Genomic DNA, 23485 nt, shown 5'->3' with positions numbered 1-23485 from the left:
GTTCTCTCACTTCATATAACCAAATACACAGGATTCAAAAACCTGACTTCCTGGATGAACTTAATTATTAAGGTTAAACGACTTCTGTCACAACCTCAAAAAAAAGAGGAGCTGTGCTTTGTCACAACTTCCTCTTTTGGTCTTGTTTCAATTGAAATTTCTTTGCTTTCGCTTGGAACGCAAAGCGAAATGAAAAACGATCTGTCGGTTGATTCATTGTATAGGACTCCAACAGATTGATATTTCGTCTATATTGATTCGCAGAAAAAGTCGTGATCGTTTCTGCGACTTCATATTCATCAATGACTTTTCTTTCTAAATAGTAACCTCTTAGCATCTTCTTCGTAAACAAACGATCTTGTTGGATCATCCAAGTGGAAATCAGATTACCACTCATCATCCGAATCCCCTGAGCTTTTCGTTGTTCGATAAAGAATCCGATCATCGTATCATCATAAACGTCCGTTAGATTCTCCAAACTTTCGATGATCAATTGCGTATTCTTTTGATACGTCTCTCGAATTTCCTGAATGTCTTTATCAGAGATCATAGTTTGGCGATCACTTTGCCGTCTTTGCCAAAACATTTTGGGGTGGAGAACGATCCGCATCAATCGGCGTACCACAATAAACCAAAATCCAATGAATGACAAAATTTGACTTGTGATCGACTGTTCAAAGTTAGCTAGGAATCTTGAATAAAAGCGATAGCCATTAGAAGACAACTTCCCAGAACGATATCTTTCATCCAAGCCATCTCGCTCAATCGATAAAATCAACGCTTGGATTTCTTGGACTTCTTGCTTTTCATCTCCACTCAAATCAGATAAATAAAGCTCACTGATTCTTTCTTGATAAGTCTCAATCACTGCTTCTATCGCTAAATAAGCTTTTGATCCTGGTTCTTCCGCTTCTTTTTCTAAGCGTAGTGTTTCAATCACTTCTTCCAAGATCATCAAAGCTTTTAAATCAGTTGTCGCTGCTTCTTCTGTTTCAGTCAACATTGGCAATACAATGATCCCGATAATCAACGTGACCAAAATAACCCCTGCCGTTAAAAATAAGAGCAATGATCGTTGATTGAATGCCATTTGATTGATCGTGAATGGTAAAATAAAAATAGTCGCTAAACTGACTGTTCCTTTTACACCCCCGAAAGTTAAGATCAAGACTTCATTCAGTTGTTTTTTGAAACTTTGAAAACCGCCCTTAAACATATAAAATAAGCTGATTGAAACGAAGCGTATGACGAACAGCATGATTGAAACCAATAAAATGATCATTAGCAACAAACTATTCGAATACAGTCCATCTCCCCAAACTGGTGTAAAGACTTGTGTCAGTTCAATTCCTAAAAATATAAATACCAGCGCATTCAATGTGAAGGCAATCGTTGTCCATGTACTATTCGATAAAGTTGACAACTCCGCATCAAAGACTGAGATTTTTTTAAATCCTGAGGCTTGTAATACCCCTGCAACCACTGCTGCAATAATTCCTGAAACATGAAAGACTTCGGCTAAAACATACGCTAAGAAAGGCAACAACAATTCAATCAATAAGTAGCCTGTTACGTCACGTGCCGATGCTTTCTCGATCAAACCAATGATTTTTCTTTTTACCCAGACAAGCAAAAAGCCGACTACTGCCCCGCCAATACTTGATAAAATCAGTGTAACGCCTGCGTTTACCGCAGAGAACGTCCCAGTGATCAAAGCAGCTAAGGCAAATTGGAAGGCTGTTACGCCAGAAGCATCATTCAGTAACCCTTCACCTTCTAAAATATGCATGGCTTTTTTCGGAATGTTCACACGATTGGAAAGCGAACTGACTGCCACCGCATCTGTCGGACCTAGTGCTGCACCAAAAGCGAAACACGCGGCTAAAGGGACACTGGGCAACAGAAATGATAACGTTGCTCCAACGCCAATCAAAGTCAAGATCACCCCACCAAAAGCGAGAAACAATATCGTATCGAAATTTTTCAGGATCGAGGCGATATCCGCTTTTTCTCCTTCTCTAAAAAGCAAGGGGGCGATGATCATCACTAAAAATAATTCAGGTTCAAAATTGATGGATTCACCCCATTCGGTCAATCCTAAAACCACGCCAAGAAATATTTGGATCAGTGGTGCAGGGATCATTGGCAAGATACGACTTGCTATGTTGGATAGCGTGATCGTGACTGCAAAAACAATCACTAACTCTGCAAATTCCATGCTTGATCCCCTTTATTTTTTATTTTGTGCAAGAACTTTCAAATATTGCTCTTTTTTCTTTAAAATTTTGTTTTCAACAATTTCCGCTTGGGTCACCCGACCATCTAACTCACATTGCACACGTTTTGATTCTAAACGGAGCAATTCGTGTTTCAAGCGTCCTAATTGACGATACATCAAGATATTCCTTTTACGCAACTTACATAAGATCTGGCGACGATCTTCCATTGAAAAAGTACCATAGTGATCAACCAGTCGTTTCTTTTGTTCTTCAAAACTCTCTCTCATTTTCAAGATCTCCTATATTCAAACTGCACCAATTATAGCAAAAAGTTTTTAGAATGCAACTAAAACCTTTTTACTTTTAGGATGAAGTATTCGTTTCAATTCTAGAAACTCATTCTAGTCCAATCACTATAAAATATCAACTGTAATCGTAAAATAAAGACAAAAGAAAAACACATGCAAAACCCATTCAAAAGTTTTGCATGTGCTATTTTTAAACGTCATTCGCTCTTATTCGAAATATTCGCCATAAACATCGTCAACACGTTGTTCTGGGTTGATCACAATGTATAAGTTACCAGTTTTTTCACTGATTTTTGTTGATTGATATTGATTATCTAATCCCTCTGTTCCTTTGTCCAAGTAAGGGAAGTATACTAGATCAGGTGTACCATTGCGATACAAGATTTCCATACGTTCAATATCTTCATATTTCAAAGCACGATTGAACATACCCATTTCCAAACCACCTAGATTGATATCATGAGTAGCTACTGAATCTCCCTCATGGAAGATTTCGATTTTAAAACCGGCACATGGATGGATCTCGATAAATTCACTCCCATTGATACGACCAAAACTTGTCGTGATTTGTTTGATCCAAAGGTCGCCGATGTGACGACGATTGATCGTCCATGTTTCGCCGTTACGGAAATAAAATTTTAGCGCTGTCATTTCTTTGCTCATTAAAAAAATCTCCTTTTTTGACGCATTATATTCTGTTTCATTACTAGTTTAGCATAAAACAACAAAAGCGGTCATCTCTCATGTTTGCTTTTCTGTCAGCTTTTTTGATAACAATCCTCCTCTAAAAGAGAAAAGGGACATGAGAAACATCCTACAAAAAAGCCAAACGCTTCTATAGATAACTTTCATGCCCTTAATTTAGCCATGTCAGTATATGATTAGCCCGCCAAACAGACGTAATTAGTGATTGTCACGATTTCGTTGACTAACCTTGTTGCTCTTTCAGATAGGTTAATAATGCAGCTTGTTCATTCTGTACCAGTCCGTTCACTACCGCTGACTCCGCAAGTGCTAACGCTTCACTGACCCATTTACCTGGTTTTTTTTCACTCGTAGCTAATAACACCTTGCCATCAATCGCCAACTCACCCATTGTCTTGATAGGAAGTGCATGATAGATGTCTAGCACAGTTGTTGTGTCAGGGGTTTGTTGGAAGTAAATCATCAATTCTTCCACATCCAACGATGCGTCTTTTCCAAGATGATAAATCTCCAATGGTGTTAATCGTCGTTCTTGTCGCTTCGCCAATCCTTTGACCAAACGTTGGACTTCTCGAATCATTTGGTTGGAACATTTCCATGCTTTTAAGAAAGGTGCCACCTCTTGCTCAGATCGACCGAGTTGATTGAGTAATAATGCCCAAGCTTGACTTTCTTTTTTTAATGGAATAGATGGTAAATCGGCAAATCTTAATAATGCCTCACCATCTTCTTTTAATTGTGGACAATAGATGTAACATTTTGTTTCGACAAATGCGGCCAAGCCATGATTACGAAAATCCCCTAAAAGCATTTTGATAAATTCAACATTCATTCGCTCAACAGAGATTTTGTCCAATAACGCATGGTTGTCTTCGATCGCCTTGGCCGTTTCTTCTTCCAATTTGAACCCTAGCTGACTCACAAAACGAAGCCCACGCATCATTCGTAAAGCATCTTCATGAAATCGCTCGAAAGGTCGTCCAACTGCTCGTAAGACGTGATTTTCTAAATCAGTTAACCCGTCGAATAAATCAATGATCTCACCATCTTCTTTCAAAGCAAAAGCATTGATCGTAAAGTCTCTGCGCTTTAGATCCTCTTCTAGTGTACGAACAAATGAAACACTATCAGGACGCCGATAATCTTGATAAGTCGATTCCGTACGAAATGTCGTGATCTCATATTGCTCCTCTTCATGCAAGACGAGAACCGTTCCATGTTCTATCCCGATATCGATCGTTTTTGGAAACAACTGCTTGATTTCCTCTGGAAACGCACTAGTAGCAATATCTACATCATGAATTTTTTGTCCGAGTAACGTGTCCCGCACACTACCACCAACAAAGTACGCCTCAAATCCAGCTGCCTCAATTTTTCTTATTACTGGAATTGCTTTTTTATATTCGATCGGTAATTCATTTAGTCTCATTTTTACTCCTTCTATCCTCTCACTGTTCCTCATCTTTTCGGGCAAAACGATGATGGTCCCTTCGATTGAACTTCTCCATATTTTTTTCAAATACCGTCGTCAAATCAATTCCTAACGAGTTTGCCATGATCATTGTTACAAATAGAACATCGCCTAATTCTTCTGCCACTGAATTACTAGGTTCTGTTGCTTTTTTACTTTTTTCGCCATATGAATGATTGACCTCTCGTGCCAATTCACCTACTTCTTCGGTCAGACGTGCCATTTGCGCCAATGGCGAAAAATACCCAACTTTAAATTGTTGGATGTACGCATCGACCTCTTCTTGCATACTTTTTAGTGAACGCTCTTCTTTCATTAAGAACCCTCCAATCATCTCTTCCTAAAAAACTTTACAGCAAAACCGCAAGAAGTGCAATTGTGAAAACAAAGAATACATGCTACATTATGTTAGGTATACTTAATAAATTCTTAGCAACAAGCCAACTTGGTCTATTCTATAACTATAAAAATGAAGAACCAGTGTCCTAATCCCTAGGTCTATATCTAGGATATACCGCTTGTTGCACAATGAATCATATCATATAGTAGAAAGTGGGGATTCGATGACATCATTGAAAACAATGAAAGAAGTTTTTTTTATTATTTTAGGAACAAGTATTTATGCTTTTGGACTAGTCTATTTGAATATCGCAAACCAGCTAGCCGAGGGTGGAGTTTCAGGTATTACCTTGATTTTGCGTGCTCTTTTTCATATCGACCCAGCTTATTCTACTTTATTGATTAATATTCCATTGATCCTACTAGGCGGAAAAATCTTAGGAAAACGCGCGCTCGCGTATACTGTCTTAGGCACTGTCTCGCTTTCTGCCTTCTTATGGATTTGGCAAAGGATTCCCTTACAAATCAACTTAGAGCATGATTTACTGATCGTCTCTTTACTTGCAGGACTGATTGCCGGAGTCGGCAGCGGGATCGTTTATCGTATGGGAGGTACTACAGGAGGAAGTGACATCATCGCTCGGATACTTGAGAAAAATCATGGAATCTCTATGGGACGTTCCCTTTTAGCTTTTGATGTCATCGTTTTACTTGCTTCATTAACTTATATCGATTTGAAGCGGATGATGTACACGTTAATCGCTTCCTATGTATTTAGTCGTGTCATCGATTTTATCCTTGATGGTGGTTACTCTGCCAAAGGGATTCTGGTAGTCTCAAATAAAAGTGAGGAAATTGCACCTTTATTGATGACCGGCTTACAACGTGGTGTCACATTCTTGCATGGAGAAGGTGGCTTTTCTGGTGTCGATAAAAAAATGATCTATATGGTGGTAAGTGCCAGGGAATTAAACGAAGTAAAACGGATCATTCATGAAATTGACGAACATGCCTTTCTTTCAATTCTAAATGTCCATGAAGTAGAAGGAGAAGGCTTTACCTATCTTAAACCACAAACGAGGCGATTTAAAAAAATAACAGAATGATTTTGAATCAATCAACCTGATACTGAAGCTTTCTACGTATATAGAATAACGTAGTTCTGCGTACTTCATGATCAAGGAGTTGCACATGTCTACTTAGAGATATTCTCAGTTCATTCAGAAGTACCTGGGCGATTAGGCCTTTTGTACTTCCTAAAACCGAATATATGGTGCTCCACAAGCTTACCTTCATAAATAAGCGTGAAAAACGAAAATGGCTCTTCAAATTTTTGGGATTCACGCTTATTTCCCATAGCTGGATACTTATGTCACATCTTTTTTTGATCAATAGCTTTATCGTTTCATATTTTTTTGCACAGAATGAAAGATAGATGCACTATTTAAAATATAACTGATAATATTTAAGAGAGCCTATATTACTATCTGAAAATATCACTGGAATCAAATATGTATACATTTCTAACAGATCAACGCACCTTCCAAAAATCTAGAATATGTAAAGATCTCTGGACATTTCGTTCATACGGATCAACCAAAGGAATTTAGGGAAGCGACCAGAGATATTCTGGAACAAATTTGATTATAATAAGCTTTTTAAGAAATTTTGTTATTGAAATCCATTTTTTGTTGACCAAAAAACTTAATAAAAACTAGGCTTCCTTTACGAATATTACTCGGAAGGAAGCCTAGACTTTATTATATATATTTTCACTATAGTTACTTACTTATCATAATGTTACTTTTCCCTGGTCAGCTTTCCCCACACTCAGCTCTTACTCTTCTGTGGCGCTTGAAGAATCATGCGGTTCACTTCATCAGATAGTTCAAGAAACGCATCTTTATCGCCTTCTTCTAATGCCTGATCGATCTGTTGGTAAAGCATGTTTAGTTTAGCTGCTTGCTCTTTTTCTTGGAAATAATGCTCGATTAATTCTGTTGATTCTTCGCTGATTGCATCTTCCCATGAGGCTAACGGGTTATCTTCGATGATTTCTAAATATTCTTTCGTTTGCCACGCATTTTCAAAAAGGCATTCGACATAGAGTGGATTTTTCCAATTCAGACGGATTTCGTGGAAGATCTGATCAGTGTCAGTAAATTCCTTTCCATCTAAAAATAGCTTCATCGGCTCACCTTCATAGGAAAGATCGGTGATCTGTAAACCACGTCTTGTTAAGTTTGCACCTTCAACAAAACGCACATTGTGTAAGATTGCTTCATGATTTGCCAGATAGTTCAAAATCCAAAATACTTCTCTACGACTGAAAGAGACATGGTTAACCATCCAAGTTAAGAAATTCTTCTTTTCTTTAACATCAATCAACATATTCATCACCTCTCTGTTAAATCATCTAATAGCGACAATACCTCCATATCCCCTGGTTCATAAGTTAAATATTGTTCCAATAATTCTCGTGTTTTTGCTAATTGGCCCTCTTCACGTAAGAATAAAGCATATTCTTTCAAGAAATCTGGCTCATGATCTAATTCGTGGGCTGCTTGTTCATAGTGGACTGCTGCTACCGCAAAATCTTCTAATTGATTATAGGCATGAGCGAGGTTCCATTCTGCATATGGATTAGCAACTTCTTCCATTTGGTTGACTGTTTGAACAACGTCTTCATAACGTTCTTGATCCAAGTAAAGATTACTCAACGTCAACAACGTTTCATCTTGTTTGTCGCCGACGTTCAAGGCATCAAGTAGTAACTTCTCTGCTTTTTCTTTGTCATGTAGACGAAAGGCATTTTCCGAAGCTAGGTGATAAAGTTCTACTTGGAATGGATTCTCTTTGATACCATCTTCTAAGACTTGTTGTGCTTCTTCGATCATCTCTTCTTCTTGAAGGGCCTGACCTAGATAAAGGTATAAGGATTGATACTGTGGATTCAATTCCCGTAACTCTTGCAAATAATTGATAGCTTTTTCGTTCTCATGTAATTGTAGATTCGTGAACGCTAATTGGAACAAACGATCATCTGTCCGCTCTTCGGCTAAAGCTGCTTCCAGTGGTGGGATTGCTGCTTCAAAATCCCCTTGCATACTCAACGATTGTCCTAAGCGTTCTTGCATGGAAATACTAGAAATTTCTTCTATACCATTTGCTAACAACATTTCGTAAAGTGCGGAAGCTTCATTGAAACGGTCAACTGAATAATACAATTCAGCCAATGCAAATTGAATCAATGGTTCTTCTGGTAATAGCTTCGCTGCTTCTTTCAATTTTGCTTCACTTACTTCAGGAATACCGATTACTTGGTACAAGTCAGCGATTGCTAATAGTGCTTGTGGATAGTACTCACTATCTTGCTGGATTTTTTCTAAATAGTCAAATGCCTGATCGATCTCATTGTCTTCGATAGCGATCTCTGCCAACGGAATATTCCATTCATCATTTTCAGGCGATACAGTTAGCAGATGTTCAAAAATTGCTTTTGCTTCTTCTAAAAAACCGATGGCTAATAATTCTTCTCCTAACTCATGTAACACATCAGCCGGATCTTCTTGGAGCGCCTTTGCCAAATATTCATTTGCTTCTGTCAAATTTTCGTCTGCTAATGCTTGTAGCATTTTTTCACTATTTGTCATCATCTAAATCCCTCTAATCTCTTGAACGATCCTTTCATAGGACGCCATTGTTTTCAATAGTTCTTGCTCGTTTGGCAATTGATATCCATCTATTATACCAATTTTTTCCAAAACGAGAATTTTTTTGCTCTTTTCTGCTAAAACCAGCACATTTTCTAGATAATCCATTTTTGATATCTCTTCAGGCCAAATAATTGGATAACCTAGATGCTGCAGCCAGATAAAAAAATTCTTCAATTGGAAAGAAAGCGACTTGATTTCTGAATTCCAGATAAGTTGCATCAAGATACCTAAAAATTTTTTCATACTGGCGGAAAGCAAATGACTATTTTCAGTCAGATAAAAAGCTTGCTCAAATAGTTTACCATAATTTGCCACTTGTTCAGCGTCTTCTTGATAAAAATAAATGATTTCTTCTAGCATGCCAGCAAAAGGACGATTGAATAATTTTTCGCGATTCGGATAATTTTTGTAAAGATTTTGAAGAAACGGATGATCACAGACTAAACCACAACAGATAAAAATCAAAAAATCGATTTGTTTCCCTTCGATTTGTTTTTCACTGATCGTCCGATCATAAATGATCCGTTCTGGAAGGTTCGTCGTTTGAAGAGCCGATTCGTTCGACCCATGTAAAATCTCGCATTGAGGATTAAGTGCCCGTGCCATGGAGCGGATCGAGACGGGGATCAACCAAAGTGTAGTCTGAAGATACGTATGTTTTTGAAAGAAGCCCGCCAACTCCATAATTCCCTCATTGCCAAAACCTATTACTAAAAGCGGTCGATTTTCAGGATAGCGTCTCGCATAGGACAAGAGGCTATGCAATTCAGATAATTGATTACACTGCGTATTGCCACAAATATACCAATCAATCGCTAACTTGTTCGTGAATGACTGTGTCATTTTCTCAGCGTATAGATCATAATAACGTTGGTTCGTTAAAAAAAGAATCGCTTGATCAATCGATTCATTTTTCAACTGACTGACAAATGTTTCCCCATAAAAGATTGTTGTTTCTTCTTGTTGGTAGCGATAGGATAACTCCATGTTGCCCTCCCCTTTTCTTTTATTTTACCATTAGTAAGTAAAATAAAAAAAGAATAAGAAAAACGAGTGAATGAACCCATGCCTTTTTTGATCAACTCTATTCTTTTATTTGGTATGTAACGAGTTCCATTTGGTTGTTGCCTTTCTACTGCTTTCCGCCTCTTTTATCCATCTATATAAAAAATAAAGCGCCTGTAGCCGTAGCCACAAGCGCTTTTTCAACTGTCTTATTTAACAGCGTCTTTCAATGCTTTACCTGGTTTAAATGCAGGTACTTTGCTAGCTGGGATTTCGATTTCTTCACCAGTTTGTGGGTTACGTCCTTTACGAGCCGCGCGTTCGCGTACTTCAAAGTTACCAAAACCGATTAATTGAACTTTTTCGCCGTTAGCTAAAGCATCTTGGATAGTTGAAAATACAGCGTCAACTGCTGCAGTTGCGTCTTTTTTAGTTAAATCTGTAGCTGAAGCAACTTTTTCGATTAATTCTGCTTTATTTGCCATGGATAGATTCACCTCCTCCAACAAGAGATATGATAGGAACATCATTTTAGTTTAAAAACTTTCTGAGTGGTCCAGAAGTTTATAAGAAATATTGATTAAGTTTCAATATTCTGTTATCACGATATCATATGAATCGCTTAATAGCAAGGTTTTTGGCATTATTTAACCGCTTTTTTTAGTCATAAAAACGTAATACAAAAATATGCTTATTTTTTTTGAAAAAAACGGACTACTATGGTAAAATGCCTATTTTCTTCGACGTGGAATAATTCGGATCGAAGTTCCTTCAAACGTAAATGCTTTTCTGATTTGATTTTCCAAAAAACGTTCATAAGAGAAATGCATCAATTCTTCTTCATTAACAAAAACAACAAAGGTTGGCGGTTTAACTGCAACTTGTGTGGCATAGAAAATCTTTAATCGTTTACCTTTATCTGTCGGTGTCGGGTTGATCGCTACGGCATCCATGATCACATCATTCAAGACTGCTGAAGAAACACGTAAGTTTTGGTTCATACTCACTTCTTCGATCATTTCAGGCAAACGTTCTAATCGTTGCTTAGTCACAGCTGAAACAAACAGAATCGGCGCATAGTCTAAGTAACGGAATTCTTCACGGATCTCTTGTTCGAAGTCACGCATCGTATTCGTTTCTTTTTTTACTAGATCCCATTTATTGACAACGATGATCACACCACGGCCAGCTTCATGCGCATAGCCAGCTACTCGTTTATCTTGTTCACGGATGCCTTCTTCTGCGTTCAAGACCATTAACACGATGTCTGAACGGTCAATCGCACGCATGGCACGCATCACGCTGTATTTTTCTGTGGTTTCATAAACTTTCCCACGTTTTCTCATTCCAGCTGTATCGATCATCATGAATTTTTGACCGTCTTCTGAGACGAAGTGCGTATCGATAGCATCACGCGTCGTTCCTTCGATGTCCGAAACAATCACTCGGTCTTCACCTAGGATCGCATTGATCAAGGAAGATTTCCCTACATTCGGGCGACCGATCAAACTGAATTTGATGGTATCATCCTCTTCTTCTTCTGCTTCTTCATCAAAGAATTTCACTGCCTCATCTAAGATGTCGCCGATCCCTAATCCATGACTTCCAGATACAGGGTAAGGATCACCTAGACCTAGTGCATAAAATTCATAGATATCGTTTCTCATTTCAGGATTGTCGACTTTATTAACGGCTAAGATCACCGGTTTATTGCTGCGATATAAAATTTTTGCTACGACTTCATCTGCATCAGTGATGCCTTCACGGCCACTGACGACACAGACGATTACGTCTGCTTCATCGATTGCGATTTCTGCTTGGTGCTTGATTTGATCCATAAATGGTTCATCGCCTAAGTCGATCCCACCAGTATCAATAATACTGAAATCACGACCTAACCATTCCCCTTTAGCATAAATACGATCACGAGTAACTCCTGGAGTATCTTCGACAATCGAAATACGCTCACCGGCGATACGGTTAAAAATCGTCGACTTACCGACGTTTGGGCGACCAACGATTGCAATTGTTGGATTTGCCATATTTTTTCCTCCTCACATGTTTCCAATCTCACTTAGTGTACCGAATACTTCGCGAACTTTCAAGCTTAGATCGGTGAACATTCAAGTATTTTTCTGGATCACTGCCTATTACAAAAGAAAATGGTCTGGGGCGTAATCCCCAGACCACTTGTTTTACACATGTACAACTTCCCTTGATGCTGTAAATTGCGCTTCGGGAACGATCATTCATTTATTTTTCAGAATCATCTGTTGCTGTTTCTTCTACTTCCCCTTTTAAGGCTTCGCCTAAGATGTCACCCATTGTAAATCCTGTGTTTTCTTCAGGTAACTCATAAGACTCAACTTCTTTTGGTTCTTTATCAGAAGCAGGTTTTTCTTCTAATGCTTTGATACTTAATGCAATCCGATGCTCTTCTGGATTGACTTCTAAAACTTTCACTTGGACATCATCGCCCTCATGCAACACTTCATGTGGTGTCGCGATGTGTTTATGTGAGATTTGTGAGATGTGGACAAGCCCTTCCACTGTTGGGAATACTTCAACAAAGGCACCAAAGCTAGTTAATCGTTTCACTTTACCTTCAAGTACAGCGCCTACTGGAGCTTTTGTTTCGATATCTGTCCAAGGTCCAGGCAATGTGTCTTTGATCGATAATGAGATACGTCCTTGTTCTGGATTGATTGAAAGAACTTTGACTTTCACTTCATCGCCAACAGCTAAAACATCACCGGGTTTAGCAACATGTCCGTGAGAAATCTCAGAAACGTGTACTAATCCATCGATGCCGCCTAAATCAACAAACGCACCAAAATCTGTGATACGAGCAACGCGTCCTTCGATCACGTCATTTTCTTGGATAGTTGATAGTAATTCTTTTTTCTGTGCTTCTTTTTCTGTTTCAACGACTGCTTTGTGTGAAAGGATCAAGCGATTTTCTGATGGTTCGATTTCAACGATTTTGAATGTCATCGTTTTTCCTTTGTATTCAGAAAAATCAGCGACAAAATGATCTTCTACCATTGATGCCGGAACAAATCCACGAACACCGACATCGACAACTAAACCACCTTTAACTACATTTGTCACTGGTGCTTCGATGATGTTTCCAGCTTGGAAATCTTTTTCGATATCCTCCCAAACTTTTTTCGCATCTAAGCGTCGTTTTGATAAAAGGTAACTTCCGTTTTCTTTGTCTTTACCAATCGTGCTGATCACGACTAGATCTAACGTATCGCCAACCTTTACCACTTCGTTGATATCTTCAACCGGTAAAGTAGATAATTCTTTTGCAGGAACTACGCCTTCAACACCCGTTCCTTCGATTCCAACGATGGCTTGTTTGTCTTCAATAACTAAAACTTCTCCTTTGACGACATCGCCAACGCTCACTTCTTGAACGCTATTCATTGCATCTTCCATAGATTGGTTGTTATCTGTCTGATTTTGTTCAAATTCTGTCATAACACTTGTCCTCCTAACCAACATTCTGCCGTTAACTACGGTACTGCCTATAGTTTAATTGATTATTTAAAAAAAATAAAGCGATTTCGTTTGTTTTCCATTAAAATGGTCGGATTCTTCGCTTTTTTTCTATTTAGTCAAGAAAATATCCTTTTTGTTGAATCACTTCTTTGATCGCTTGGACAACTTCTTGAATCGTTTTACCGGTTGTATCGATCCGTATCGCATCTTCTGCTTGCTTCAGGGGTGAAACTTTTCTAGTAGAGTCATATTCATCACGTGCTTGTATTTCTTTTGTCAATTCTTCTAAGTCTGTTGGAATATTTTTTTCAAGGTTTTCTTTGTGTCGTCTTTGTGCCCGTTCAGATACGCTGGCTACCAAGAAAATCTTCACTTCGGCTTTTGGTAAAACAGCGGTACCGATATCTCGACCATCCATGACGACACCACCATCTTCACCGATTTTTTTCTGGATCGCAACAAGAGCTTCGCGTACTTTTGAATGCGCAGCTACTTCAGAGACCGCTCGTGTAACGTCTGGTTGTCGAATATCTGAAGTAACGTCTTGCCCAGCTACAAAGACATGTTGTCCATCCGCCATTTGCTCAAATGAAATCGGGTGTTTGTTGATCAAATCGACTAACTCTGTTTCATCTGAAAAAGCAATGTGATGTTTGATTGCCAAGTAAGTGACTGCACGATACATCGCGCCCGTATCTGTATAAATATAGTTCAATTCATTTGCGATGATTTTAGCTACCGTACTTTTGCCTGAAGAGGCAGGACCGTCAATTGCGATACTAATTCGTGTCATTTTTCATAAACTCCCTTTTCTCAAAAAAAAGGGGCTGTGGCTCAAGCCACTGCTCCTTATTTAATTACATTTTATGAAGATACTCTGAGGAAAAACAACTCTTCAGTATTATCTTTTTAACTCCATTTATTGGACTCTAAGTTCTTGTCCTGGATATAACATGTAGTTGTTTGGATCGATTCCGTTCAATTGGAACAATTGGTCGACTGTAATGCCTGCGCGTTCTGCTACTTGTCTAGGACCTTCACCCGCTTGAACGACTGTGGTTGAGCCTGAAACACCTGTGCCTGCCTCTGGTGTTGAAGTAGGTGTTGTTTCTTGTGGAGCCACACTGCTTGGTGTTGTTTGTTCTGGCTCTGTTACTGTTGAAGATGGTGTTGTTTCTGGTGTCACAGCACTCGTGGGTGTTGTTTCTCCAGCAACTGATTGTGTATCAGAAGTTGGTTCACTAGAAACTGTCGTCGATTCTACAGTTGATTCTACAGTCGAACTTTCTACGATCGATGAAGTCGTAGAGGAAGAAGATGCAGCGGTCGCACTATTACTTGATCCGTTTCTGATCCAGAAGTAAGCTCCTGCCGGAATGGCAATACATAAAACTAATAAAATCAAAAATAGCGATAAGAACAGGGTGTTCCCTTTCTTTTGCTGTCTTTGCGTACTTCTTGAAGATGCTTCATCCTCTGTATCGTAAATTGGTTGCTCCCATGGTTCTTGTGTTTCGTTATTTTCTGATGATTGATGTCTATCTTTTCTACTCACCTTATTGACCTCCTAAATTCTTTCCTAGTTATTATACCATAGGATAATCTTGATTGTACGAAAAAAATACCTCGCACCATTTTTTTAAAATAAATTTAGTAAAATGGTTTGCCAGTCTGTTGCTTCTACGGTTGGACTAGTATGTCCAGTTTCAGAAAGAAATAAGGACGCACCATCTCGATCACAACATTTTTCAGGTTTTTCTTTGAGGGTTTCACCGAAATAATCCATCAGACGTTCTCGTCTACATGATGTTGTATGGATATAAGCAAGCATCTGCTGTAGTTGCTTGATTTTCACTTGTTCTTGTTTTTTTAATTGCAGAAGCCATGTATCAGGACTTTGCATTTCATTTACCAGCATCAGCCATTTTTGCTGGATCTCATCGAACTGGGGCGCCTCTGTTTGCCCAGTTGACAGATGTTCTTCGAAAATCTGACGTTGTTCTTTAGATAATTGTTGGAAAAAGTAATGGATCCCTTCGTCCCCTGGTTGATAAAGTAAGATAGCGCTACTTGGTTGTTGATCTCTGCCTGCTCGACCAATTTCTTGCATATAATTTTCCAGGCTATCTGGTAGATCGTAATGGATGACATACCGAATGTCTGCTTTATCGATTCCCATACCAAATGCATTCGTCGCAATCAAAAATTGCAGTTGATTTTGACTGAATTGTTGTTGAAGTTGGCGGCGTTGTGAGGCATCTAGCCCTCCATGATAATACCCCACAGCATAGTCTTTGCGAAGCAGTTGATAAAGACGTTCGACTTCTTTTTTAGTCGCGCAATAAATGATCATTGCTCCGTCTGCTTGTGCCATCAACTGACGTAATTGCTGGTCTTTTTCATCTGTATGAAAGACAAATAATGAGATGTTTTCTCGATTAACTGAATGTTTGACGAGGGCAGGTTGTGTGCGAAAGAGAATGTGTTCGATCTCTTCTTGTACCGGTCGCGTGGCTGTTGCCGTCAAAGCTAAAGTAGTTGGTGATCCTAATTCTTTTGCGACTCTTCCGAGAGATTGATACTCAGGTCGAAAATCAATGCCCCACTGTGACACGCAATGAGCTTCATCGACTACGTACAACGAGATTTTTTGTTGCTTCAGGGCATGAAGCACTTCCGGTTGCTGCAACATCTCGGGACTGACAAAGACAAATTTATATTCGGATAAATGAGCTAACACATACTGTTTCTCACTTCTAGTGAGTAAGCTATTATAGGCAACCACCCTTTTCTCCCCTCGTTTTTGCAATTGCCCTACTTGATCTTCCATCAAAGAGAGTAACGGAGAAACGATCAATACCATCCCATCTTGCAAATAGCCAGTCAACTGATAACATAAACTTTTGCCATTACCAGTTGGCAGGATCGCTAAAACATCTTTCTGATTCAATAAGGTGGAAATGATCTCTTCCTGTCCTTGGCGAAAAGAGGTAAAACCAAAGTACTGTTTCAATGGATCAAGCAAATCCATTTTTATCCCCTCCTTTAAATGCCTCGATTTGTGCCAAACGAAATTCTCCGTAATCAATCGTTTGTCCTTCAAGATCTTTATATCTGAGCGTAAGAAGTGGTCGATCCAACGAAGCTAAAGATCTTCTTGTCTCGGAGTGGATCAGGCGTTCAAAAGGAAAATCATCAAAAAAGATGGCCCACTCAATCAAATGGTCATTGATCGTGCCTTTCTTCAGTCCTCGTTTCACCATCACTTGCTCCACCGAATCCCCAGATAAAATCAATGCTCTCGTCGTCAACATGCTTTGATTATAATTTTGTCTAAGCAACGGTGCAAGCAAATCGTATAATAAGAAATCTGAATGCTGTTCGATAATCGCTAATAAGCGATGGATACACTGATCTTGGAATAATTGCTGAGCTGTGCCATCTTCAAGGGTAGTCAGTTGGTACGCGAGTAAGCCTGTTTGCTTTTTACCAGAAAATTGGTTCGCTAAGAAGTTCGCTTGTTCGTCTGGCATCAGAGTAAAAATAGTAGAAAGTTCCTTTGATACTTGAGCAACCAGCTCCGTTTTGGTACACGTTGCTTCTTTCAACCATCTCTTAACTTGGTAAGCATAAAAAGGACCCGTCTCTACTGGTAAATAAGCTGTTTCATTGGCGGATAAGTGAGAGACGACTTGTACATAGAATTTCAGCAAACGCCAACTAACAGTAGCTGTACGTCCATACTTATCATAGTGTAGTCCAAGGAGGGATTTATTTTTTCTTCGCATTTCCCCTTTTTTCGTCAGTTGCAACTCTCGGTCTTCCCACTTTAATAATCCCTCATCTATCATCTGTTGGATCTGCGTATCAAACGTTGCTTGTTCAAGTGAAGGAAAACAACCATGAACAACTAATAATCGCTGAAAAAAGCCAAAAAGTAGTACCGAGGATGTACGCTTGCCACTTAATAATTGATAGAGTGAGCTTGCTCGTAACTTGTCACTTGAAGAAAATAAAGATAAAATAAACTCAGTCATAGTAATCCCCTTACGTTAGGATGGTGAATATGTCATTATTATGTAAATTAGTTCCTGAACGTTGTATCGCATGTGGTCTATGTCAAATCGAGGCGCCTGATATCTTTGATTATGATGAAGAAGGAATCGTCTTATTTGCACAAGAACCAGAAGCACATCAACAATTCGTTCAGCCTTTAGAAGAAGCCAACGTAACCAAAGCTTATCAAAAATGTCCGGTTCGAGCAATCTTATTGGAAAAAGAAAATTGACCGCTCTCTTACAACTAACTTTTAGCAGGACTGTCCGATGATCTACTTGTTTTTCTATGTTACAAAAATAGATGAGGTAATCGTATTCCCCTCAAGTGATAAGGCGTCATCCACGAAAATGATTCTTAAATTTTTTTGTGGATGACGCCTTATTTTTCTAGGAGCTTCCTTTGAGACGTCTGTATCCGCCGATCAGCTTGTGAAATTTTCAATTATAAACGGATCATTTCTTTTCGCCGGTCCGAAAAGTGACGCTCTTACTTGATTTGATTCAGCCAATTCATCATGGTCGTGACGATTGCTGTTTGTTGGTCTTCATTACTGATTGTTGCTTCACCATCACCTTTTTGATGACCATAACTACCAAATCCGCCATGGTTCCCTCCAGCGATGGAAACAAATTCTGTTTGTTCAGGTAAATAAGCTTTTGCTTCATCAGCTGCTTCTTGGTTCATGACTTCATCTTCACTTCCGGTGATACTGATGACCGGTAAATCAGTTTTTGCCAATGTCCCCTTTTCATCCGGATAACTTGCCATGAAATAAATACCTTTTAATCGTTCATCATCCAGATTTGCATTAGCATAACGACTTGCCATCACCCCACCTAAAGAATGTCCTCCAATCACAAAATCTTGATCTTTGAAATCCTCTCTGATTTTGTCTGCTTTGTTGCCACTCAGGATCGCCAGTTCAAAAGGCATTTTAGCAATGGCTACCGTATAGCCATTTTCTGCTAGTTGCTCTGCCCATATACTATAACTTTCTGGTTCGACGAGCGCACCAGGATAAAAAATCACCATTGGATGTTTCGCCGATTTTTGCGATTCGAATAATAAATAATCCTCTTTATCTATTCCTTGCTTAAATGATTGCTCTGCTTGAGTCGATGGTTCGTACACACTTTGTTGCCAATAAAAATAACCTCCAATAGCACCTAATCCCAGTACGAGCACTAATCCTATCAGGACTCTTTTGAATATTTTCAAAAACATCACCTTCCGTCATCTTTCATTTGATACTCTTATACACTAAATAAAATACGGTAAAATTGCAAATGATTTTATGTAAGATGTTATTATTGGATATCTTTGTAAGGAGGAACAACTGACAATGAAAAACCACCCCTATTTTGACAAAGTTCCTCAAAATAGGGGTGGTTACTTTTATGACTCTTATTCGTTTCTTAACTAACTATTGGTTTACTTCCCACACAAGCGATAAACCGCTTCTGCGTAGATTTCCATCGCTTTGTACATACTGCTTAATTCCCATCGTTCATTGGCTTGGTGCATGAAGTCTGGTGTATCAGGGAACATTGCACCGAAAGCGACACATTGGTTCATCGTACGAGCAAAGGTTGCTCCACCAGAAACAAATGGCTCAGTCATATCCCCTGTGATATCACGGTACGTTGCTAATAAGTTTTGGATCAATTCACTCTCCAAAGGAACGTATAATGAATCCAAGAAATCAAATTCTTCATATGATAAATCGTATGCTTTGATTTTTTCTGTCAGTTTTTCGACAAGTTCATCTTTTTTGAAGGTGACAGGGATACGCATGTCCACCCCGATTTTTGTTTGCTCAGGTGTGATTTCTAAACTAGCGAAGTTCATCGTCAACTCACCAGATTGTTCATCAACAGTCTTTCCGACTACTTTTTCACCAGTCGCATTTTCTTGGACTAATTCTCCTAAAAACTTGATTGGCGCAAAATCAAAAAATTCAGACAAAGCGATCGCTAAACGAGAAATCGCATTGACACCTTCTGCGGCATCCTTTGCATGGATACTTTTTCCTAGCACTGTGATCGAGTCACCTTGATCTTCAAAATCGAAGTTGTGTTTCGTTAACGCTGCTTTCACTTCTGCCAATTTTTCACCTGAATAAGGTGCTGAATCCGGCACTACGTTTAGTGCCCCACCAGCATTTACAGAGAATTCATTTGTGCCAGGACCGGTCAAGTAAGCTTGTAGCAAACCTTTTTCTGCATAGATCAAAGGAAACTCTGCATCTGGCGCAAAGCCTTGTGTGATTCCTTCTTCTTTTTCATTGTATTTATCTAAACAACGCCAAAGATTTTCTTCGTCCGTTCCGAAGATGAAACGAATGCGCGTATTAAATTCTACCCCTGCATCCATCAATGCTTTCACTGCGTACATTGCAGCAATCGAAGGTCCTTTATCGTCTTGGGAGCCACGGCCAACTAACCAGCCATCTTTGATCGTTGGCTCAAAAGGTTTAGATTCCCAGTTTTTTTCATCGCCTCCAGGGACAACGTCCATATGGCATAAGATACCAAATAACTCGTCTCCTGAGCCTACTTCTGCATAACCATAGTAGCCTTCGGGATCTTTAAATGTTTTGAAACCTAATCCTTCACTGATTTCTAACACTTTATCTAAAGCTTCTACAACTTTTTTCCCAAAAGGATGTCCCTCTCCAGAATCAGATTCATCCAACACAGAAGGAATTCTAATCAACTCACTTAATGATTCTAATGCTTGTTCATGATGTTGTTCTGTTACAAATTGTTTCATCAACTTTGCCTCCTCATTATTTTAAAAAAAAGATGACGGCAGAAAATACTACTTTGATCCACATGTACATCTGCTCGAGTGCAATAGGACACTATTCACGAAATTTTCTGTGAAAAAGCCAACGCCTTCGGAAATAAGCGACAAAACCCAAAATCCAAGTTTCGGGTTTTGTCGCTTATTTCTTGGCGCTGGATTCTTCAGTCACCATTTCATCAACAGAGTAACTCGTTTTTTCAAAGGTCTTGTTTCTACCGACGATCTCTTACATACAAGTGATACATCGTACTTGATGAATAAAGGATTCATGTCTCTTTATTCAGTCAATAGATATTGTTTCTTCATTTATCATAGAACTTTGGCTGTCATTTGTCTAGAATTAGAACATTGCTGCTACACCTAAGATCACACAGATAGCAACAAATAAGATGGCAATCAACTTCCCAGTGAATTTCCACCAAACGGAAATATCAAAGCGAGCAATGGCGATTGCACCCATTACGATAGCAGAAGTTGGCGTGATCAAGTTCACTAATCCAGATGCTGATTGGTAAGCAGTGATTACTAGATCTTTACCGACACCAGCAAATTCTCCCATTGGTCCCATGATGCCCATTGTAGCAGCTGCTAAGCCAGAAGTTGATGGAATCAAGAATGACATAGGGATATAGAAGATAAATGTAAGGATCAAGAAGACACTTGATGATAATGAGCTTAATCCTTGTTCTCCCCAATGTAAGATCGTATCTGTGATCAAACCGTTGTTCATCACTACTTGGATCCCACGAGCAACAGCAACAACGATTGCTACACCAATCAAGTCTGAAGCACCTGCTAAGAATTCTTTGACAAAATCAGATTCTTTCATACCAAAAGTGATTGCCACAACGATTGACATTACTAAGAATAACATTGTGATTTCAGGGAAATACCAATCACCTAGAGGCAACATGTTTTTACCTAAAACAGTTCCAATTACAGGTAGGCCAGTTAACCAATTTGTCAATGACTCAAAAATAGTGAAGTTTTCATTCAATGTTGTCCATGGAATCAAACTAATGATCATGATACCAAAAGTAAGGAAGAACAATACATTGACATGTTTTTGTTTCTTCGTGATCATTTCTTGACGATTGATTGCTTCGATATCAAAGTGTTTCATGTCTTCTTCGCGCTGATTATATACTAAAGATTTGGTTGGATCTTTTTCGATCTTCGACGCATAGCGATACACATAAATAATAGAGATTGCTAGTAAGACAACGAACATAAAGAAACGTAACCCGATTCCTTCACCCATTGAAATACCAACAGCTTGTGATGCAACTCCTGTCGCAAATGGGTTAACTGTTGATGCCAAACAACCCACTTGAGATCCGACCAACACGATGGCTACTGCTGTGACAGTATCAAAACCGACGGCCATCATAACAGGAATCAATAATGCGTAAAATGGAATCGTTTCTTCCGCCATTCCATAAGTTGAACCACCTAAAGCAAATAAAAGCATCAATACAGGGATCAACATTTTTTCTTTTCCTTTGAAGCGTTTCACAACAGTTGCGATCCCAGCATCTAATGCGCCAGTTTTATTGATGATTCCTAAGAAACCACCAACAATTAAGATAAAGAAGGAAATTGGAATTGCCGCAGGTGTTTCTTTCGTTAACTCACCCGCTGGTACACCCAACATCCCGTTGACTGGAGCCATAAAGATATCCCAAAGTCCTTGTGGATTTTGTTGGACTCTTTCGTAAGACCCTGCAATGATATTACCGGCTTCATCCACACTGTAGTGTCCTGCTGGGATGAACCATGTAAGTACAGCGATAATGGCAATAATAATGAATAAGACCGAGTACGCTGAAGGCATTTGAAATTTCTTCTTCGTTGTTTGTTCCATTTTCTTCTTCCTTTCTTGTTTCAAAAATCTTTGACACATCGGTATTTTATCAAAAAGATGATAAGAACAAAAATAATAACTAGTAGATTCGATAAATTTTATTCAAAACCCTCGTTTATTGTCCCTCCTTTGATTATTTAATTGAAATGCTTTATTCATACTAATTGTAGCGTTTCCGTCGTCTATTATATCCGGTCCATCTAACAAACAAAAGGAGAAGAATTTCACATCAAAACGTATAAAATACATTTTTATACAAAAAGGCAAAAAATACTCAGACACGATTTATAAAACGCTTACACAATGTCGGTTATTGAATTTTTTTTCATAACAAAATATTAAGAAAAACTTTAAAAAAATAAGTGTTAGCTATGCGAATACCTATGATTGGTCATTTGTTCCCCTCCCATATAACCTATCTAGTCTCTATATAAATAACTGAAAATGCTCTTTTTCATAAAAAAAACTTGAAAGTAGGAATTCCTACTTTCAAGTTTACTTGTATTCTTTGTATTATATGCTATCCTAGTCTTTTTTTTAAAAGAGTCATTTACTTTTATTTTACAACGCTATGCCGTTTTTCTAACTGGTGTTGTTTTCTGCTCAACCAAGGCAGTAGTTTGGCGTGTAAGACAAGGAATGCCACACTAACGATAAATCCTTTGATCAAGTTAAAAGGTACAATACCGATCAAAATGTAATTTGCCAGTGGCATACCTAACATTTGGGTTGCGTTTAGGCCTAAAAATGTTAAATAAAGAGGTGTGATTACAAAATAGTTCGCAATACTCATGAAAATGGTTAGTGCAAGTGTTCCACTGATCACGCCTAAAATTTGATTTTTTCCTTTTTGGTATTTGTTTCTTTTGAAGATGTAGAAAATCGGTAAAGTAAAGACCGCTGTTGAAAAGAAACTAGCGACGTCGCCAACTAGATTCTCCGGACTAAAACCAGTCATGATCAAATGTAAGATCGAACGTAAAAACGCGGTAACGATCCCCGCTAACGGGCCAAATAAAAACATGCTGATCAAAACTGGGATATCACTAAAATCGATTTTCAAAAAACTAAATGTTGGCATGATTGGAAATGAGAAAAATTGCAAAACCAATCCGATTGCAGCAAATAATGCGACCGCAACCATTTTTTGTACTCGGGTGTTCTTCATGTTGAAATCCTCCTGTTGGGATTCCTCTTCAGCGAACTATTCAACCACGTAAACACAAACAAAAAAACTCTATTTTCGCAGGGGAAAATAGAGTTAGAGTCATTTGTACATACGTATGCCAAATAAGCTCTATCTTCTTTATCCAGACTTTACTGTCGGTATCGGAATTTCACCGATTCAGCTACTCGCAAAAGTAGGTCGTGGACTATAACCACCGGTCGGGAATTTCACCCTGCCCCTGAAGACGAACCATATCTAATTTTTGTTTACCATTTTATTATACTTATTTCATAACAAAAAAGCAAGGTATTTAGCC

Annotated in this window: 21 protein-coding genes and 1 riboswitch; of the genes, 2 read left to right on the top strand and 19 right to left on the bottom strand. The window is 38.7% G+C overall.

The genetic code is table 11. The features are described 5' to 3' along the window. Nucleotides 1–121 precede the first annotated feature (121 nt). The 5 genes from IGJ99_RS05635 to IGJ99_RS05615 all read right to left on the bottom strand — a co-directional run bounded on the left by IGJ99_RS05635 (nt 122) and on the right by IGJ99_RS05615 (nt 5019). Nucleotides 122–2218, bottom strand: a complete 2097-nt coding sequence (locus IGJ99_RS05635) for a cation:proton antiporter (RefSeq protein WP_010735759.1) — start codon at nt 2216–2218, stop codon at nt 122–124. A 12-nt stretch (nt 2219–2230) separates the two neighbouring features. After that, a complete protein-coding gene (locus IGJ99_RS05630) occupies nt 2231–2506 on the bottom strand; it encodes a hypothetical protein (protein ID WP_010735760.1) in 276 nt (91 codons plus the stop codon). A gap of 228 nt (nt 2507–2734) precedes the next feature. After that, nucleotides 2735–3190, bottom strand: coding sequence for a hypothetical protein (locus tag IGJ99_RS05625; RefSeq protein WP_010735761.1), 456 nt, complete (start codon nt 3188–3190; stop codon nt 2735–2737). A 265-nt stretch (nt 3191–3455) separates the two neighbouring features. Then, entirely contained in the window at nt 3456–4661 is a 1206-nt protein-coding gene (locus tag IGJ99_RS05620) for a CCA tRNA nucleotidyltransferase (protein WP_409173805.1), read from the bottom strand. A gap of 19 nt (nt 4662–4680) precedes the next feature. Next, nucleotides 4681–5019 carry a nucleotide pyrophosphohydrolase gene (locus IGJ99_RS05615; protein ID WP_010735763.1) on the bottom strand — a complete coding sequence of 113 codons (339 nt, stop codon included), beginning with the start codon at nt 5017–5019 and terminating at the stop codon, nt 4681–4683. 247 nt (nt 5020–5266) lie between these two features. Between IGJ99_RS05615 and IGJ99_RS05610 the strand changes: the two genes are divergently transcribed. Next, a complete protein-coding gene (locus IGJ99_RS05610) occupies nt 5267–6148 on the top strand; it encodes a YitT family protein (protein WP_153830375.1) in 882 nt (293 codons plus the stop codon). Between the two features lie 724 nt (nt 6149–6872). On the opposite strand, the gene IGJ99_RS05605 is transcribed toward IGJ99_RS05610, so the two are convergent. The 10 genes from IGJ99_RS05605 to IGJ99_RS05560 form a co-directional block, all read right to left on the bottom strand. Next, entirely contained in the window at nt 6873–7433 is a 561-nt protein-coding gene (locus IGJ99_RS05605) for a YpiB family protein (protein ID WP_023519477.1), read from the bottom strand. Nucleotides 7434–7438: 5 nt separating this feature from the next. Next, a complete protein-coding gene (locus IGJ99_RS05600) occupies nt 7439–8698 on the bottom strand; it encodes a tetratricopeptide repeat protein (RefSeq protein ID WP_096081468.1) in 1260 nt (419 codons plus the stop codon). Further along, nucleotides 8699–9745: a hypothetical protein gene (locus IGJ99_RS05595; RefSeq protein WP_137072176.1), complete on the bottom strand. Its 1047-nt coding sequence runs from the start codon at nt 9743–9745 to the stop codon at nt 8699–8701. Between the two features lie 227 nt (nt 9746–9972). Next, the gene (locus IGJ99_RS05590) at nt 9973–10248 is read right to left on the bottom strand and encodes an HU family DNA-binding protein (protein ID WP_002290178.1); all 276 of its coding nucleotides are present in this window, start codon (nt 10246–10248) and stop codon (nt 9973–9975) included. A 246-nt stretch (nt 10249–10494) separates the two neighbouring features. Then, the gene (der, locus tag IGJ99_RS05585; protein WP_010735768.1) at nt 10495–11805 is read right to left on the bottom strand and encodes a ribosome biogenesis GTPase Der; all 1311 of its coding nucleotides are present in this window, start codon (nt 11803–11805) and stop codon (nt 10495–10497) included. Nucleotides 11806–12016: 211 nt separating this feature from the next. Beyond that, on the bottom strand, nt 12017–13249 hold the full coding sequence (gene rpsA / locus IGJ99_RS05580; RefSeq protein WP_010735769.1) for a 30S ribosomal protein S1: 1233 nt from the start codon (nt 13247–13249) through the stop codon (nt 12017–12019). Nucleotides 13250–13382: 133 nt separating this feature from the next. Continuing rightward, nucleotides 13383–14063 (bottom strand): (d)CMP kinase, encoded by a 681-nt coding sequence (gene cmk, locus IGJ99_RS05575; protein WP_010735770.1) that lies wholly within the window; start codon nt 14061–14063, stop codon nt 13383–13385. 126 nt (nt 14064–14189) lie between these two features. Beyond that, nucleotides 14190–14825, bottom strand: a complete 636-nt coding sequence (locus IGJ99_RS05570; RefSeq protein ID WP_010735771.1) for an SAG1386/EF1546 family surface-associated protein — start codon at nt 14823–14825, stop codon at nt 14190–14192. Between the two features lie 84 nt (nt 14826–14909). Beyond that, nucleotides 14910–16301, bottom strand: coding sequence for a RecQ family ATP-dependent DNA helicase (locus tag IGJ99_RS05565; protein ID WP_023519474.1), 1392 nt, complete (start codon nt 16299–16301; stop codon nt 14910–14912). Beyond that, nucleotides 16288–17307 (bottom strand): helix-turn-helix domain-containing protein, encoded by a 1020-nt coding sequence (locus IGJ99_RS05560; protein WP_010735773.1) that lies wholly within the window; start codon nt 17305–17307, stop codon nt 16288–16290. The genes IGJ99_RS05565 and IGJ99_RS05560 overlap by 14 nt, the downstream gene beginning before the upstream one ends. A gap of 29 nt (nt 17308–17336) precedes the next feature. Between IGJ99_RS05560 and IGJ99_RS05555 the strand changes: the two genes are divergently transcribed. After that, nucleotides 17337–17558, top strand: coding sequence for a ferredoxin (locus IGJ99_RS05555; protein ID WP_010735774.1), 222 nt, complete (start codon nt 17337–17339; stop codon nt 17556–17558). A 257-nt stretch (nt 17559–17815) separates the two neighbouring features. Here the strand turns inward: IGJ99_RS05555 and IGJ99_RS05550 are convergent, their stop codons facing one another. From IGJ99_RS05550 to IGJ99_RS05535, 4 genes are all read right to left on the bottom strand, one after another. Beyond that, nucleotides 17816–18547, bottom strand: coding sequence for an alpha/beta hydrolase (locus IGJ99_RS05550; RefSeq protein WP_023519472.1), 732 nt, complete (start codon nt 18545–18547; stop codon nt 17816–17818). 213 nt (nt 18548–18760) lie between these two features. Further along, nucleotides 18761–20101 (bottom strand): M20 family metallopeptidase, encoded by a 1341-nt coding sequence (locus IGJ99_RS05545; RefSeq protein WP_438770669.1) that lies wholly within the window; start codon nt 20099–20101, stop codon nt 18761–18763. A 376-nt stretch (nt 20102–20477) separates the two neighbouring features. After that, complete coding sequence (locus IGJ99_RS05540; RefSeq protein ID WP_010735777.1) at nt 20478–22001, bottom strand: YfcC family protein; 1524 nt, start codon at nt 21999–22001, stop codon at nt 20478–20480. Nucleotides 22002–22557: 556 nt separating this feature from the next. Further along, nucleotides 22558–23169, bottom strand: coding sequence for an ECF transporter S component (locus IGJ99_RS05535; RefSeq protein WP_019723230.1), 612 nt, complete (start codon nt 23167–23169; stop codon nt 22558–22560). Nucleotides 23170–23296: 127 nt separating this feature from the next. Continuing rightward, nucleotides 23297–23419, bottom strand: a riboswitch (FMN riboswitch). Nucleotides 23420–23485 lie beyond the last annotated feature (66 nt).

The sequence above is a fragment of the Enterococcus sp. AZ095b genome, from assembly GCF_051714725.1.
GTDB lineage: Bacteria > Bacillota > Bacilli > Lactobacillales > Enterococcaceae > Enterococcus_B > Enterococcus_B pernyi.
Note: the sequence above shows the minus strand (reverse complement) of the source record. Positions and strands in the feature narration are given on the sequence as shown.